Annotated in this window: 16 protein-coding genes; 9 read left to right on the forward strand and 7 right to left on the reverse strand. The window is 71.7% G+C overall.

Features of this window, described 5'->3' with window-relative positions; translation table 11 throughout:
• Positions 1-3: 3 nt before the first annotated feature.
• Entirely contained in the window at positions 4-570 is a 567-nt protein-coding gene (locus tag VE614_RS21185; RefSeq protein ID WP_324939280.1) for a hypothetical protein, read from the reverse strand.
• A 315-nt stretch (positions 571-885) separates the two neighbouring features.
• Positions 886-2,484, reverse strand: a complete 1,599-nt coding sequence (locus tag VE614_RS21190) for a glycoside hydrolase family 20 protein (RefSeq protein WP_324939572.1) — start codon at positions 2,482-2,484, stop codon at positions 886-888.
• Between the two features lie 333 nt (positions 2,485-2,817).
• Between VE614_RS21190 and VE614_RS21195 the strand changes: the two genes are divergently transcribed.
• The 5 genes from VE614_RS21195 (at position 2,818) to VE614_RS21215 (ending at position 6,882) form a co-directional block, all read left to right on the forward strand.
• Positions 2,818-3,231 carry a 2-oxo-4-hydroxy-4-carboxy-5-ureidoimidazoline decarboxylase gene (locus VE614_RS21195; RefSeq protein WP_414719622.1) on the forward strand — a complete coding sequence of 138 codons (414 nt, stop codon included), beginning with the start codon at positions 2,818-2,820 and terminating at the stop codon, positions 3,229-3,231.
• A 253-nt stretch (positions 3,232-3,484) separates the two neighbouring features.
• Complete coding sequence (gene sdhC / locus VE614_RS21200) at positions 3,485-3,865, forward strand: succinate dehydrogenase, cytochrome b556 subunit (RefSeq protein ID WP_324939283.1); 381 nt, start codon at positions 3,485-3,487, stop codon at positions 3,863-3,865.
• 5 nt (positions 3,866-3,870) lie between these two features.
• Complete coding sequence (locus VE614_RS21205; protein WP_324939286.1) at positions 3,871-4,347, forward strand: succinate dehydrogenase hydrophobic membrane anchor subunit; 477 nt, start codon at positions 3,871-3,873, stop codon at positions 4,345-4,347.
• Between the two features lie 19 nt (positions 4,348-4,366).
• Positions 4,367-6,121, forward strand: coding sequence for a succinate dehydrogenase flavoprotein subunit (gene sdhA, locus VE614_RS21210; protein WP_324939288.1), 1,755 nt, complete (start codon positions 4,367-4,369; stop codon positions 6,119-6,121).
• A complete protein-coding gene (locus tag VE614_RS21215) occupies positions 6,121-6,882 on the forward strand; it encodes a succinate dehydrogenase iron-sulfur subunit (RefSeq protein WP_324939291.1) in 762 nt (253 codons plus the stop codon). Before sdhA ends, VE614_RS21215 begins: the two co-directional genes overlap by 1 nt.
• Before the next feature lie 90 nt (positions 6,883-6,972).
• On the opposite strand, the gene VE614_RS21220 is transcribed toward VE614_RS21215, so the two are convergent.
• Positions 6,973-9,468 (reverse strand): DUF4132 domain-containing protein, encoded by a 2,496-nt coding sequence (locus VE614_RS21220; protein ID WP_324939294.1) that lies wholly within the window; start codon positions 9,466-9,468, stop codon positions 6,973-6,975.
• Positions 9,468-9,797 carry a hypothetical protein gene (locus VE614_RS21225; protein WP_324939297.1) on the reverse strand — a complete coding sequence of 110 codons (330 nt, stop codon included), beginning with the start codon at positions 9,795-9,797 and terminating at the stop codon, positions 9,468-9,470. Before VE614_RS21225 ends, VE614_RS21220 begins: the two co-directional genes overlap by 1 nt.
• 68 nt (positions 9,798-9,865) lie before the next feature.
• Between VE614_RS21225 and VE614_RS21230 the strand changes: the two genes are divergently transcribed.
• The 4 genes from VE614_RS21230 to VE614_RS21245 all read left to right on the forward strand — a co-directional run bounded on the left by VE614_RS21230 (position 9,866) and on the right by VE614_RS21245 (position 12,095).
• Positions 9,866-10,276 carry a VOC family protein gene (locus VE614_RS21230; protein ID WP_324939300.1) on the forward strand — a complete coding sequence of 137 codons (411 nt, stop codon included), beginning with the start codon at positions 9,866-9,868 and terminating at the stop codon, positions 10,274-10,276.
• A gap of 121 nt (positions 10,277-10,397) precedes the next feature.
• Entirely contained in the window at positions 10,398-10,805 is a 408-nt protein-coding gene (locus VE614_RS21235; protein WP_324939303.1) for a hypothetical protein, read from the forward strand.
• Between the two features lie 5 nt (positions 10,806-10,810).
• Entirely contained in the window at positions 10,811-11,320 is a 510-nt protein-coding gene (locus tag VE614_RS21240) for a thiol-disulfide oxidoreductase DCC family protein (RefSeq protein WP_324939306.1), read from the forward strand.
• 31 nt (positions 11,321-11,351) lie between these two features.
• Complete coding sequence (locus VE614_RS21245; RefSeq protein ID WP_324939308.1) at positions 11,352-12,095, forward strand: TetR/AcrR family transcriptional regulator; 744 nt, start codon at positions 11,352-11,354, stop codon at positions 12,093-12,095.
• A 31-nt stretch (positions 12,096-12,126) separates the two neighbouring features.
• On the opposite strand, the gene VE614_RS21250 is transcribed toward VE614_RS21245, so the two are convergent.
• The 3 genes from VE614_RS21250 to VE614_RS21260 all read right to left on the reverse strand — a co-directional run bounded on the left by VE614_RS21250 (position 12,127) and on the right by VE614_RS21260 (position 14,282).
• Positions 12,127-12,531: an ATP-binding protein gene (locus tag VE614_RS21250; protein WP_324939312.1), complete on the reverse strand. Its 405-nt coding sequence runs from the start codon at positions 12,529-12,531 to the stop codon at positions 12,127-12,129.
• Positions 12,532-12,705: 174 nt separating this feature from the next.
• Positions 12,706-13,995 carry a metallophosphoesterase gene (locus tag VE614_RS21255; protein WP_324939315.1) on the reverse strand — a complete coding sequence of 430 codons (1,290 nt, stop codon included), beginning with the start codon at positions 13,993-13,995 and terminating at the stop codon, positions 12,706-12,708.
• A 47-nt stretch (positions 13,996-14,042) separates the two neighbouring features.
• Positions 14,043-14,282: an SCO4848 family membrane protein gene (locus tag VE614_RS21260; protein WP_324939317.1), complete on the reverse strand. Its 240-nt coding sequence runs from the start codon at positions 14,280-14,282 to the stop codon at positions 14,043-14,045.
• Positions 14,283-14,304 lie beyond the last annotated feature (22 nt).

Raw genomic sequence — 14,304 nt, forward strand, 5'->3', positions numbered from 1 at the left:
GGTTTACGCCTGCCGGGCCCGTCGCGACACGACCGCGCGCAGCACCCGGCGTCCCTCGGTGGAGACGTCGAGGGCGCGGCGCAGGCCGCCGGTGCCGTGCTCGGCGAGGAGTTCCAGGACGGTGATCTGACGGCGCAGCTCGGCGGCGACCAGCGGGGACATGCCCTCGGTGCGGCCGGTGCGGCGGGCTTCGACGGAGTCGGCGTCGTCGGCCAGGTCGAGCAGCCGGTGGATCTGGAGCGCGGCGACGGAGCAGGCGTCGGCCCACACCCGGGTCTCCGGGGCGGACCGGAGGGCCGGGGCGGCGGCCAGCATCCGCCGGACGAGCAGGGCGGCCTCGTCCTCGACGTCCTCCGCGGCCATGACGTCCGCGCCGCCCAGCCGGGCGCGCACCTGGTCCAGCAGACCGCCCCAGGCACCGGCGTCACCGCCGTCGACGAGGTTCGCCCACAGCGGGCGCAGCACCTCGTCGTCACCGCCCAGCAGCGGCACGCACCGATCCAAACAAGCCAGTCCGCTGGCGGCCAGTCCGCGTTCATCGGCCTGTGCGATCAGTTCCACCAGGCTCATCCACGTCTCCCTGTCCGGGCCTGTTCTGAGGCCTGCAATGGGCGCCGACCTTGACGGAGCCCGCACTTCCCCCTACTGCGTGCGACCGCCGAGTTCTGTCACAGCGGGACGACACCCAGTCGCTCGAGGAGGCGGAACAGAAGGTTTTCGGCCAGGGATCCGGGTCGGCGGACAGGACGTCGTACAGCGGTTCCACGGGGACGGTCCGGCCGGCCGCCGCCGCCCAGGCGACCGCCCGTTCGGCGGCGTCCCGGGATCGGCGCGGCCCACGACGACGTACCCCCAGTAGCCCATGTCCGGCCGCCCCGTCCCGTGTCAGCCCAGCTTGTCCGCCAGTGTCCTGAACTCCGGCCAGGAAAGCGACGGTTCGCCCGGATTCCAGAGCTTCTGCGCGGTGGCGCGCAGGGGCATGCGGATGCCCGCCGCGACCTGCTGCTGGGTCTGCGCGCCGGCCAGGTCGCACCAGACGGCGAACGTGCCGCCGAGGATCTGCCCGTCGTACCGCGCGGGCACGGCCTCCGTCCCGCGCAGCACCCGGGGCGTCCACTGCTCGTAGATCCGCTGCCCGGTCGGGTAGACGAAGGTCTGCGGTTCGCCGAGCACGTAGTAGAGGAACTCGTCGTTGTAGTTGATCACCTGGCGTCCGGCGCTCAGATACTCCTCCGGCTGCCGGGCCCCGATCTCCTTGCCGGTCCAGTACGCGACCTGGATCCGTTCGTCGGCCCGCACGGAGGCGCCCTCGTAGAAACCGTCGTTCCACGCGCGCGGGATCTTGCGCTGCGCGCGGACGGTCTCCGCGCGGTCGTTGAGCCACCCGGTGGCGAGGTCGGCGACGGTGCCGCCCGCGCCGTACGCCTTCCGCGCGGCGGTGGCCAGCTGCGGATACGACGCCTCGGGGTCGGCGACGGTGAGCGCCCGGTACTCGTCGCCGCCCAGATGCCACGGGGCACCGGGGAAGAGATCGGCGTACTCGTTCAGCAGGTCGTCGACGATCTCGGCGGCGTTCGGGTCGGAGATGTCGACGGCGCCGCTCGCCGCGACGCCCTGCGCGTTGCGCAGCTGGAGATCGGGGTGGGCGGCGATGACGGCCCCGAGGTGCCCCGGCGAGTCGATCTCCGGCACCACGGTGATGTGCCGGCTCTCGGCCAGCTCGACGATCCGACGCACCTGCGCCTTGGTCAGATGGTCCTTCGACACGATCTCCGGATGCGTGTCGGACTCGATCCGGAACCCCTGGTCGTCGGAGAAGTGCAGGCCCAGCTGGTTGAACTTCAGGTCCCCCAGCTCCCGCACCCGGTCCTCGATCCAGCCCGCGTCGAAGTGCTTGCGCGCGATGTCCAGCATGAACCCGCGCTGCGGTTTGGCGGGGTCGTCGCGCACCACGCCCTCCGGGGCGCTGCCACCGCCACGCACGGCCTGCTTCAGGGTGCGGGTGCCGTAGAAGACGCCCGCGTCGTCGGAGGCGCTGATGGTGACCCGCCCGCCGCGCACGGTCATGGTGTACGACTCCGGGTCCGCGCCCTCGTCGTCGCCCAGCGCCAGCCGGACGTCCCCGGCCCGCACCTCCCCGTTCTGCCCGCCGTACGTCATCCCCAGCTCACCGGCGATCAGCCGCCCCTCGTCGGCGAGGTCCGCGTCGCTGACCACCACCCGGTGCCCGGGCTCGGGCCGCCATCCGGGCCCGCGCGCCGGAGTGTGCGCCCGGACGGCGGGGATGGTGCGCGGCGCGGAGGAGAGCGGGTAGCTCCGGCTGGGCGTCGGCTCCGGCGAGGTGGGCGCCCGGAGGGCGGACTCCCCGGCCGGGGTCCGCCGCGCGGAGCCCACCGGCTCACCGCCGCCCCCGTCGCCTCCGCCGGCCCACAGTCCCAGACCCACTCCGGCCGCGACGACCACGGCGGCGACCCCGGCGGCCATCGCGGCCGCCCGCCTCCGTCCCGCCTGAGTCGCCGACGCGCGGCGCCTGTGCTGGCTCACGCCGTCAACGTACGCCCGGAACGGACGGCGTACGTCCGCGAGAGGTCCTTAAACCTCCCCGTTCGAGTGAAATTCAGGCATCCGTCGGACACACCGTGACCACTCTCGATAACGTGAGGGCACAACTTTCACACCTTTCTTCGAGGATCCACGCTGCCCGCGCACCGTCTCCCCGACCTCCCCGGCCGGCTCGCCATACCGGGACAGTCCCGCGGCACCTGTGCCCCGCTGGACGCCTTCAACACCGCCTCCGCGGAATCCGCCCGGCAGACCCTGCTCGGATGCCTGCACAGCCTCCGCTGGGCGGCCCGGATCGAGGCCCACCGCCCCTACCCCGACCTCCCCTCACTCCTGGCCGCGGCCGACGAGGCGGCGTACGACCTGACCCCGGGGGACGTGACGGAGGCGCTGACGCAGGAGTCCCTGCCGGAACTTCCCGACGGCACGTACGAGGTCGCCCACACAGCACTGAACGCGGCCTATGCCGCGTACGAGGCCAGGTTCGGGCATGTCTTCGTCATCCACGTGAACGACACATCTCCGGACGAAGCCCTCGATCACGTACTGACGGCCATCCGGTCACGATTGACCAACGATCCGGAAGACGAACGTCAGGTGACGGCGGAGGAACTCCGGCGGCTGGCGAAGGGACGCCTGATGGAGCTGCTCAGGGGCGCGGGGCCGTGACCGGCCCGCGGCTACCGCCGTGCCGGGCGCGACCGGCCGCAACGGCACCGCACCCGGCACGGAACGACACATCCCACCGCAGATGCCGCAAATCCTCACCCATACGCGTGCCAGTTTGATCACACCGATAGGCCCCGTGTAAGCGCCGCAGGCAACCGTCGCTACGATGCTGGGGGCCGGTGGACCGTACCCGGCCGGGCCCGTCCGACACCGAAGCCGGCAGGCCCCAATCCCGCTCCCGGAGGGTTCTTCCGTGCCGGCTGGAACGCTGTACCGCGGACGGGAAGGAATGTGGTCCTGGGTGGCTCACCGAGTCACCGGCGTCCTCATTTTCTTCTTCCTGTTCGTGCACGTGCTGGACACTGCACTCGTCCGTGTCTCCCCCGAGGCGTACGACAAGGTCGTAGCCACCTACAAGACGCCGATCGTCGCCGTGCTGGAGTACGGCCTCGTCGCCGCCATCCTCTTCCACGCGCTCAACGGCCTCCGCGTCATCGCCGTCGACTTCTGGTCGAACGGCCCGCGCTACCAGAAGCAGATGCTCTGGACCGTCGTTGGCATCTGGGTCGTGCTGATGCTCGGGGCGATCTACCCCGTCCTCGGCCACGCCGCTCGTGAACTGTTCGGGAGCTGACGCCCATGTCCACCACTGAGACCACCGCTTCCGGCGTTGGCCCCGTCGAGGGCGGCTACAGCGTCGACAACCCCGCGCCCTACATCGAGGCCCCGCGCCAGCGCACCAAGAAGACCCCGAAGCCGACCCGGGGCAACTTCGAGATGGCGGCCTGGCTCTTCATGCGCCTGTCCGGCGTGGTGCTGGTCGTCCTGGTCCTCGGCCACCTGCTGATCCAGCTCGTGCTCGACGGCGGTGTCTCCAAGATCGGCTTCGCCTTCGTGGCCGGCCGCTGGGCCTCCCCGTTCTGGCAGGTCTGGGACCTGCTCATGCTGTGGCTGGCGATGCTGCACGGCGCCAACGGCCTGCGCACGGTCATCAACGACTACGCGGAACGCGCGAACACCCGGCTGTGGCTCAAGGGCCTGCTCTACACCGCCACGGTGTTCACCATCCTGCTGGGCACGCTGGTGATCTTCACCTTCGACCCGAACATCCGCTAGGCACGGGGCTGCGAGAATCATGAAGATCCACAAGTACGACACCGTCATCGTCGGCGCCGGTGGCGCCGGTATGCGCGCGGCCATCGAGTCGACGAAGCGCAGCCGCACCGCCGTGCTCACCAAGCTCTACCCCACCCGCTCCCACACGGGCGCCGCGCAGGGCGGCATGGCCGCCGCGCTGGCCAACGTGGAGGAGGACAACTGGGAGTGGCACACCTTCGACACGGTCAAGGGCGGTGACTACCTGGTCGACCAGGACGCCGCCGAGATCCTGGCGAAGGAGGCCATCGACTCGGTCCTCGACCTGGAGAAGATGGGCCTGCCGTTCAACCGGACCCCGAACGGCACCATCGACCAGCGCCGCTTCGGCGGTCACAGCCGCAACCACGGCGAGGCCCCGGTCCGCCGGTCCTGCTACGCGGCCGACCGCACCGGCCACATGATCCTCCAGACGCTGTACCAGAACTGCGTCAAGCACGGCGTGGAGTTCTTCAACGAGTTCTACGTCCTGGACCAGCTGATCACCGAGGTGAACGGCGTCAAGAAGTCCGCCGGTGTCGTCGCCTACGAGCTGGCGACCGGTGAGATCCACGTCTTCCAGGCGAAGTCCGTGATCTACGCCTCCGGCGGCTGCGGCAAGTTCTTCAAGGTGACCTCCAACGCGCACACGCTGACCGGTGACGGCCAGGCGGCCGTGTACCGGCGGGGCATCCCGCTGGAGGACATGGAGTTCTTCCAGTTCCACCCGACCGGCATCTGGCGCATGGGCATCCTCCTCACGGAGGGCGCCCGAGGTGAGGGCGGCATCCTCCGCAACAAGGACGGCGAGCGCTTCATGGAGAAGTACGCGCCCGTCATGAAGGACCTGGCGTCCCGTGACGTCGTGTCCCGCTCCATCTACACCGAGATCCGGGAGGGCCGCGGCTGCGGTCCCGAGGGCGACCACGTCTACCTGGACCTCACCCACCTGCCGCCGGAGCAGCTGGACGCCAAGCTCCCGGACATCACCGAGTTCGCGCGGACCTACCTCGGCATCGAGCCCTACACGGACCCGATCCCGATCCAGCCGACCGCGCACTACGCCATGGGCGGCATCCCCACCAACGTCGAGGGTGAGGTCCTGGCCGACAACACCACCGTCGTCCCGGGCCTGTACGCCGCCGGCGAGGTCGCCTGCGTGTCGGTGCACGGCGCCAACCGTCTGGGCACCAACTCGCTGCTGGACATCAACGTGTTCGGCAAGCGGGCCGGCATCGCGGCGGCGGAGTACTCGCAGAAGGCGGACTTCGTCGAGCTGCCGGAGAACCCGGAGTCGTTCGTCGTCGAGCAGATCGAGCGGCTGCGCAGCTCCACCGGCAACGAGCGGGTGGCCGAGCTGCGCCGCGAGCTGCAGGAGACGATGGACGCCAACGTCATGGTGTTCCGCACCGAGCAGACGATCAAGACGGCGGTCGAGAAGATCGCCGAGCTGCGCGAGCGCTACAAGAACGTGGCGATCCAGGACAAGGGCAAGCGGTTCAACACGGACCTGCTGGAGGCCATCGAGCTGGGCAACCTGCTCGACCTGGCCGAGGTCATGGCGGTCTCCGCCCTGGCCCGCAAGGAGTCCCGCGGCGGTCACTACCGCGAGGACTACCCGAACCGTGACGACGTCAACTTCATGCGCCACACCATGGCGTACCGCGAGGTCGGCGCCGACGGGTCCGAAACCGTCCGTCTCGACTACAAGCCGGTCGTCCAGACCCGCTACCAGCCGATGGAGCGTAAGTACTGATGGCTACCCCTGTTCTGGACAAGGTCGAGGCGGACTCCGCCGCCTCCCCGTACATCACCGTCACCTTCCGGGTCCGCCGGTTCAACCCGGAGATCTCGGCGGAGGCGGCCTGGGAAGACTTCCAGCTGGAGATCGACCCCAAGGAGCGCGTCCTCGACGGGCTGCACAAGATCAAGTGGGACCTGGACGGCACGCTCACCTTCCGCCGCTCCTGCGCCCACGGCATCTGCGGCTCGGACGCCATGCGGATCAACGGCAAGAACCGGCTGGCCTGCAAGACGCTGATCAAGGACATCAACCCGGAGAAGCCGATCACGGTCGAGCCCATCAAGGGCCTGACGGTCCTGAAGGACCTGGTCGTCGACATGGAGCCGTTCTTCCAGGCGTACCGGGACGTGATGCCCTTCCTGATCACGAAGGACACCAACGAGCCGACCCGTGAGCGGCTGCAGTCGGCCGAGGACCGCGAGCGATTCGACGACACCACGAAGTGCATCCTGTGCGCCGCCTGCACCTCCTCGTGCCCGGTGTTCTGGAACGACGGCCAGTACTTCGGCCCGGCCGCCATCGTCAACGCGCACCGCTTCATCTTCGACTCGCGTGACGAGGCCGGCGAGCAGCGCCTGGAGATCCTGAACGACAAGGACGGCGTCTGGCGCTGCCGTACGACCTTCAACTGCACGGACGCCTGCCCGCGCGGTATCGAGGTCACCAAGGCGATCCAGGAAGTGAAGCGCGCGCTGATCACGCGCCGCTACTGACCCTCCGGCCGGACCGCCTTCCACGGGCCCCGTCTCCCCTCGGGGAGTGCGGGGCCCGCGTCGTGTCCGCGCCGTGTCCCGGCCGGCCGGTCAGAGCTGGCTGAGGATGGCCGGATCCGTGATCTTCGTGTCGTTCGCCAGCAGCAGCGCCTTGCTGAGGATCACCGCCAGCATCCGGTCGCCCTCGAAGGGCAGATGGCCGGCCCGCGGGGCGGCCGGGTCCGCCTTCGGGACGATGCACACGTACTGGTCGTTGGGCGTGCGCAGGACGTTGCCCGAGCCCAGGTGGATCCGGTAGGTGTGCCGGTCGCCCCTGACCTGGAGGAAGCGGCCGTCGACGGTACAGCGATCCGCTGTCGCGAGCCTCGGCACGAGCCGTTCCAGCAGCGCGCGCCGGGTCTCGGCGCTCTGGCTCAGCTCGCCGAAGCCGTACGACGTCCAGTACTCCCGGTAGCGGCCGGCGGGGCCGCCGTCCTGCCAGGCCGGGTCGTTGCCGACGCTGGTCACGCCGACGAACAGATCGACATCGCGGAGGACTTCGGAGAGGACGAGGGGCGGGATGCCGGTGAGGGGCAGCGGGTCGGCCGGGGCCGTCCCGTCGCGCGGCCACATGCGGTACGGGCCGCCGCAGACGTGCGCGGAGTTCTCCGGAGCGTCGATCGGGTAGAAGCGGACCTGGTCGGTGCTCAGCCGCAGATAGCTTCCGCTGCCGGTGAAGTCGGTGTCGTAGGTCTCCGACGAGCCCTCCCCCTGGATCCAGAACTCGGCGCGCAGGCCCCACTCGGGCAGCTCACGGGTGGCCGGCGGGGCCTCGTCGTCGACGTACAGGCGGAGCTTGTTGCGCCAGCCGCGGACCGCGGCGAGGGCGTGGAACTGGTGCTGGCGCAGGATGTGGGCCGCGAACCGGTTGGAGTAGGTGCCGGTGGCGCGCTCGGCGTCCGTGAGGACGTACACCTCGCGGTGGGCCTGCTTGAACGGCTGGGTGATGCCGTGCTCCTCCAGCCGGTCCCGCCAGGCGGCGATCTCGGCGGGCTCACGGCCGACGGGGTGCCACAGCTCCACCTCGCGGCCGTCGGTGACGGGGGTGCCGTCGAGAGCGCGCAGGGCGCCGTCCGCGTACCCGACCGGGGTGCCGTCGACCGTCCACAGCAGGCGGCGGGCGAGGGTGCCGACCAGGGGGTGGTCCAGACAGCGCTCGCGCCAGGCCGCGTACGGCCAGGTGCGGCGGGCGAGGAACTGGCGGTCCAGGCGCTCGCTCTGGGCGGCGAGCATCTTCTCGATGTCCTTGACGGCCGCCTTCAGTTCCTTCAGCTCGTCCGGGTGGTCGCGGCGGACGGTGGCGGGCACGGTCCTGACCGGCTTTCCGGCGGAGTTGGTCCAGGTGAGGACGGCCTTGGTGCCGCGCACCTCCAGGCGGGCGGTCGTCTCGCCGAGCCGGTGCTCTGCGCGGCCGACCTCGGTCAGGCCGTACGTCGGCACGGCCAGCTCCTCGATCTCCTCCCGGCTCAGGCCCAGCGCCCGCGCGCGGTCCTCCAGCGCCTTGTCGAGCAGCTTGAGGGTGCCCTTGTAGGTGACGCGGGCGGCGAGGCGGGCCAGTTCGGCGAGGGCCGGCTCGGCGTCGATGCGGGCGAGGGCGGTGACGGCGGCGTTGGCGGCCTTGGGGTTGACCGGGCCGTGGCCGGGGACCTTGCGCAGGGTCGTCTCGGCCAGGGCGCCGAGCGCGCGGGCGGTGCCGGGGTGCGCGGGCAGGAACGACAGCAGCCAGGCCAGACCGCGCAGGGCCGTGGCGTTGAACGCGTCGAAGGTGTCGTTGAGGGTCGAGCCCTCGAACGCCACCAGCAGGGGGAAGGTGCGCGGGCGGCCCACCAGGGGCAGCCAGGAGAGCAGCCGCTCGCGCACCGTGTCGGCGCCGAGGGCGTCGATCAGCGCGCGGCCGGTCCGCTCCCACGTCGCGGACGGCCGTGAGGCGGTGGCGGTGGCGGCGTGGGCGAGCAGCCGCCGCCAGTCCGGGCCGAGCCCGGCCAGGTCGGCCAGCGCCCGGTCGGCCCAGGCCTCGCCGGGATTCACGACGGGTGCCGGGATCCGCTGGAGGAGGTCGTCCAGTTCGCTCGACTTCTGCCAGACCAGCATCCGCGTGCGGCGCAGCACGGCGACGAACTCGCCCGGCAGGTCGCGGCCGTCGGCGAGTTCCCGCTCGGCGAGGTGGACCAGCTGCCGGGTGTCGTACACCGAGTCCTGCCGGGAGTACAGGGCGATCAGGGCGGCACGGGTCTCGGGCGATCCGCCCGTGGCCGGTGTCATGTTCGCGATGTTGCCGAGCAGGACGACGAGGGCCCGGCGGGCGGCCGGGGCCGTGTCCGGCGCGTCGCAGCGGTCGAGGAGGGCACGCAGCAGCGCGGTCCGGAAGGGGACGGACGTGGTGCGCAGGGCCTCGACGGCCCTGCTGCCCTCCGGGCTGCCCCAGATTCCGCCGATCATCTCGCCGAGGGTGACCAGCTCGGGCACCAGCGGCTCGGTGTCCTCGGCGGCGATCAGCGCGACCACGTCGCGCATGAGCCGGGCGTACTCGGCGGGTGAGGTGATCATCAGCCACCCACCAGCGGGACGAGCTTCAGGAAGGTGACCTCGATGCCGGGCGCCAGGTCTATCTCCTCGTCGGGGTCGGTGACCTGACGGTCGCCCACCAGCACGAGCAGCCCGTTCCCCGCGAAGGCGCGCAGGGCCAGCTCGGTCCGGTGCGCGGGGTCCAGGCGGTCCTCCTCGCGGGTCGTACGCGCGTTGTGCGCGGCCGTCTCCGCGGCCACCCGGCGCCCGATCAGCGCCCGCACGGTCAGCCGCTCCTCGGCGATGCCGAGCGCCCGGACGGCGCTTCGCTCTCCCGTTGTCGTCTCGTCGACGAACGTCACCACTGCCATGCCGACGACAGTACGGGCCGCCACTGACAATGCCGGGATCCGGCCGCCGCCCGACTTATTCTGACGGTATGTCAGATGACCAGTCGTACGAGCTGCTCGGTTTCGACAACGTGCTGCTGCCCGTCGGCGACCTCGCCGAGGCGGTGGCGTTCTACGAGCGCGCCGGGTTCACCACCGCCTTCCGGCTCGACGAGGCCGGGATCGCGCTGCTGAAGGTCGGGGGCGAGACGCCCGGCCTGCTGCTGCGCCGGGAGGAGGAGTTCGGGCACCGGCCGCCGCCGTGGCCGTCGCCGCGGGTGTGGCTGGAGGTGCCGGACGCGCGGGTCGCGGCGCGGGCGCTGGCCCGCGCGGGCATCGCACTGCTCGACGAGCCCTGCTCCGTGGTCACGGGATGGACGGTGGAGATCGCCGATCCGTGGGGCAACGTCCTCGGGTTCACGGACTACAGCAAACGGCCGGAGCTGGGCCGCAGACCCTGAACGCCACCCCCGAGGCGGGGGCACACCGGCAAGGAGCCCCCACTCGGTTGAACGTGTTCAAAAATAGGTCTACAGTCTCCCTCGTCAGCGTTTTGAACGCGTTCAAGAAAGGTGGGGGGACATGGACCGTACGGTCGTCGCCTACGTCATCTACCTGCTGGTGAGCATCGCCCTGACCGTCTGGGTGGCCCGCACGCTGAGCCGCAACGGGCGGGTCTTCCTCGGCGACGTGCTGCACGGCGACGAGAAGCTCGCCGACGCCGTCAACCACCTGCTCGTGGTCGGCTTCTACCTGGTCAACCTGGGCTTCGTGGCCCTCTACCTGGGTGACGAGGAGACCCTCACCGACACGCGCGGGATCTTCGAGGCGCTGTCGACCAAGCTGGGCGTGGTGCTGCTGGTGCTGGGGGTCATGCACCTGGGCAACGTGTACGTGCTCAACCGCATCCGGCGGCGCGGGGTGATGGAGCGCGAGCAGCTCCCGCCCGTCCCGCCGCAGGGCTGGGCCGCTCCGACGGCCGGGGTGTGAGCGCGGTGAACACCGCCGTGGGGGGAACGGCGACCGCCGCCGACCGGGACGCCTCGCGCGTCCCCGTCCGCCGGCTCACCGTCCTGTACGACGCCGAGTGCGGCCTGTGCTCCTTCCTGCGCGACTGGCTGGTCCGGCAGCCGCAGCTGGTCCCCCTGGAACTGCTGCCCGCGGCCTCCGCCGAGGCCCGGCGGCGCTTCCCCGGCCTGGACCACGGCGCCACCCTCGACGAGATCACCGTCGTCGGAGACGCCGGGCAGGTGTATCAGGGGACGGCCGCGTGGATCGTGACGTTGTGGGCGCTGCGCGAGCACAGGGGACTCGCGCATCGCCTCAGCACCCCGACCGGGGCGCGGCTGGCCAGGGGAGCGACGCTGGCCGCCGCGAAGTGGCGGGGTGCGCAGCGGGGCGGGCGGGCCGACCGCCGCGCGGACGGGTGGGTGTACGACCCCGGCTTCGGCTGGACGTACCACCCTCCCGGCTGCGCCGGCGGGGCCCGCCCCACCGGTCCATAGGCCGCTCGCCCACTGACTAGGCTCTCCTACCGTGCCTGCGATGAACGACACCCCCGGTGCGGGCGACGCGCCCAGCAAGTCCGAGCAGACCCGTGCGCTGATCCTGGAGACGGCCATGCGGCTGTTCCAGGAGCGCGGCTACGACAAGACGACCATGCGGGCCATCGCCCAGGAGGCCGGGGTCTCGGTCGGCAACGCCTACTACTACTTCGCCGGCAAGGAGCACCTGATCCAGGGCTTCTACGACCGGATCGCCGCCGATCACCAGGCGGCGGTCCGGGAGATCCTGGCCAGGGAGAACGACCTGGAGGCGCGTCTCGCGGGCGTGCTGAAGGCGTGGCTGGACGTGGCCTCGCCGTACCACGAGTTCGCGGTGCAGTTCTTCAAGAACGCCGCCGACCCCGACAGCCCGCTCAGCCCGTTCTCCCCGGAGTCGGAGCACGCGCGCGCGGAGGCCATCAGCGTCCACCGGGACGTGCTGGCCGGGGCGACGAAGACCAAGGTCCCCGAGGAGTTGCGGGACATCCTGCCCGAGCTGATGTGGCTGTCCCAGATGGGCCTCTGCCTGTACTGGATCTTCGACCGCACCGAGGGCCGGGAGCGCAGCTACCGGCTCGCCGAGCGCGGTGCCCGGCTCACCGCGCGGGGAGTGTCGCTGGCCCGGTTCCGGGTGCTGCGCCCGCTGGTGCGGGAGGTGCACGAGCTGTTCACGGACTTCCTCCCGGGCATGACCCGGGCGCTCCCCGACCCCGGCCGCAAGACGGCGGGTTCCTGACCGGCGTACGCCCGCGCACACCGGTCCCTCCTCAGGAGCGGGCGGGGGCGACCAGGGCCCACACCGTCTTCCCGTGGCCGCCCCGGCTCCACACGCCCCACGCGGTGGCGAGGTGCTCCACCAGGTGCAGGCCCCGGCCGCTCTCCTCCCAGGGCTCCGGGGCCCGCGTCCGGGGGGCCGCCCGTCCCTCGTCGGAGACCTCCAGGAGACAGGAGCCGTCGGCCAGCGCGGTGACCGCGACCTCGAACTCGCTCTCCGCGCGCGGGCCGTGGCGCAGCGCGTTGGTGGCGAGTTCGGACACCAGCAGCGCGGCGTCCGCGAGCGCCGGGTCGTCCGGGCCGTGCCCCCAGGCGGCCAGATGGTCCCGCACCCGCCGCCGGGCGAGACCGACGGACGCCGGGTGCCGGGGCAGCCGGAACGCGTAGCGCCTCACCACTGCTGCTCCTCACCCCCCGCACACCTCAGACACATGGTGCGGTGCGGAGCGGTCGCCTGGTGCCGGTTGGACGGATGCGGCGTGCGGGGGGCGGGCCGGACAGCGAGATCAGGCCACGGCTCGGCTACTGCCGCGCGCGAGGGGCCGCGGACCGCGCGGGAGAACGCGCGCCGTTCACGCCTGGCGGGAGGCCAGTTCCACGACGGTGATGTCCGACGGTGCCCCCACCCGGGTGGGCGGCCCCCACGCGCCCGCGCCCCGGCTGACGTACAGCTGGGTGTCGCCGTACCGCTCCAGGCCCGCCACGGTCGGGTTCGCGGCGGCCGCCAGGAGGCTGCCGGGCCAGAGCTGGCCGCCGTGGGTGTGGCCGGAGAGCTGGAGGTCGACGCCGTGCTCGACGGCGTCGTGGATCTGCACCGGCTGGTGGGCGAGCAGCACGCACGCGCGTGCGGTGTCCCGGTCGCCGAGCGCCTTGCCGAAGTCGGGGCCCTGCCCCTCGTCCTCGCCCGCCACGTCGTTGACGCCCGCGAGGTCGAAGAAGGGCAGCTCCGTCCGGGCGTTCTCCAGCGGGCGCAGGCCCAGCCGCCGTACCTCCTCGACCCACTGCCCGGCGCCGGAGAAGTACTCGTGGTTGCCGGTGACGAAGTACGCCCCGTGACGGGCCTTCAGCTGGGCCAGCGGGGCCGCCGCGGGCCCGAGGTCCTTCACACTGCCGTCGACGAGGTCGCCGACGACCGCGATGAGGTCGGGCTGGGTCGCGTTGATCGTGTCGACGACCCTCTGCGCGAAGCCGCGGCCGAGCACCGGGCCCAGGTGGATGTCGCTGACGACCGCGATCCGGAAACCGTGCGCCCCGCGCGGGAGCTTGGCCAGCGGGACGGTGACCCGCTTCACCCGCGGGCCGCGCAGCACGCCGTAGGAGCCGTAGCCGACCGTGCCGACGGCCGCCGCGGCGGCGGTACCGGCCACCACGCGGGAGACGAAGAGCCGGCGGGAGGGACCCGCGGGGGCGGGCTGCCGCGGCCCCTCGGTCTCCTCTGTCCGCTCGATCTCGTCCGGCGTCCCGGCGGAGTCCGCCTCCCTGGGCGGCGCGCCGGCCGGTATCGGCTCCGGCTGCCGCACCTCGGCCGCGGCGGGCGTCCGCGCGCGGTCCCGGCGCTCCAGGTGGCGGCGCAGCAGCGGCCGTACGGCCTCACCCACCACCAGGGCGAGCAGCAGGTAGATCGACAGGGCCATCCAGAGGAAGCCCGGCCAGGCCAGGGTGCGCTGGAGCCAGAACGGGGCGCCGGCGCGTTCGGCGACCAGCGCGCCCACCGCCAGCACCCAGCCGCCGGCGATCAGCACCGCGCCCGCGCGGCGCACGGCACCCGGGGTGCGGGTGGTGTCGCGGAACAGGCGGCGCCACACGTACCAGTTGGCCGCCACGAGGACGCTCACCGTGACGAGCAGGAAGACGATCACCATGCCGATGCTCTCTCCAGGAGGCGGGGGCGGTCGCGGTCCGGCGGCCGCTATGACGTACGGCGCAGTGCGCGCAGTCCGCGCAACCCGATGACCCCGATGACCGTCCCCAATACGAAGGAGACGACCGCGAGCAGCAGGTGCACCCAGAAATACGCCGTCGGGTCACCGTCGTCGAACGCGAGCCCGCTGCCGTCCTTGATCAGGTTTTTGACGAAAGTGACCCAGATGACCCAGCTCCATACCCCGAAGGCGAGCAGGAACCAGGAGATCGGGCGGCTGAGTTTCATGCGTTCAGTATCGCCGCCCGGG

The organism is Streptomyces sp., assembly GCF_035645055.1.
Taxonomy (GTDB): domain Bacteria; phylum Actinomycetota; class Actinomycetes; order Streptomycetales; family Streptomycetaceae; genus Streptomyces.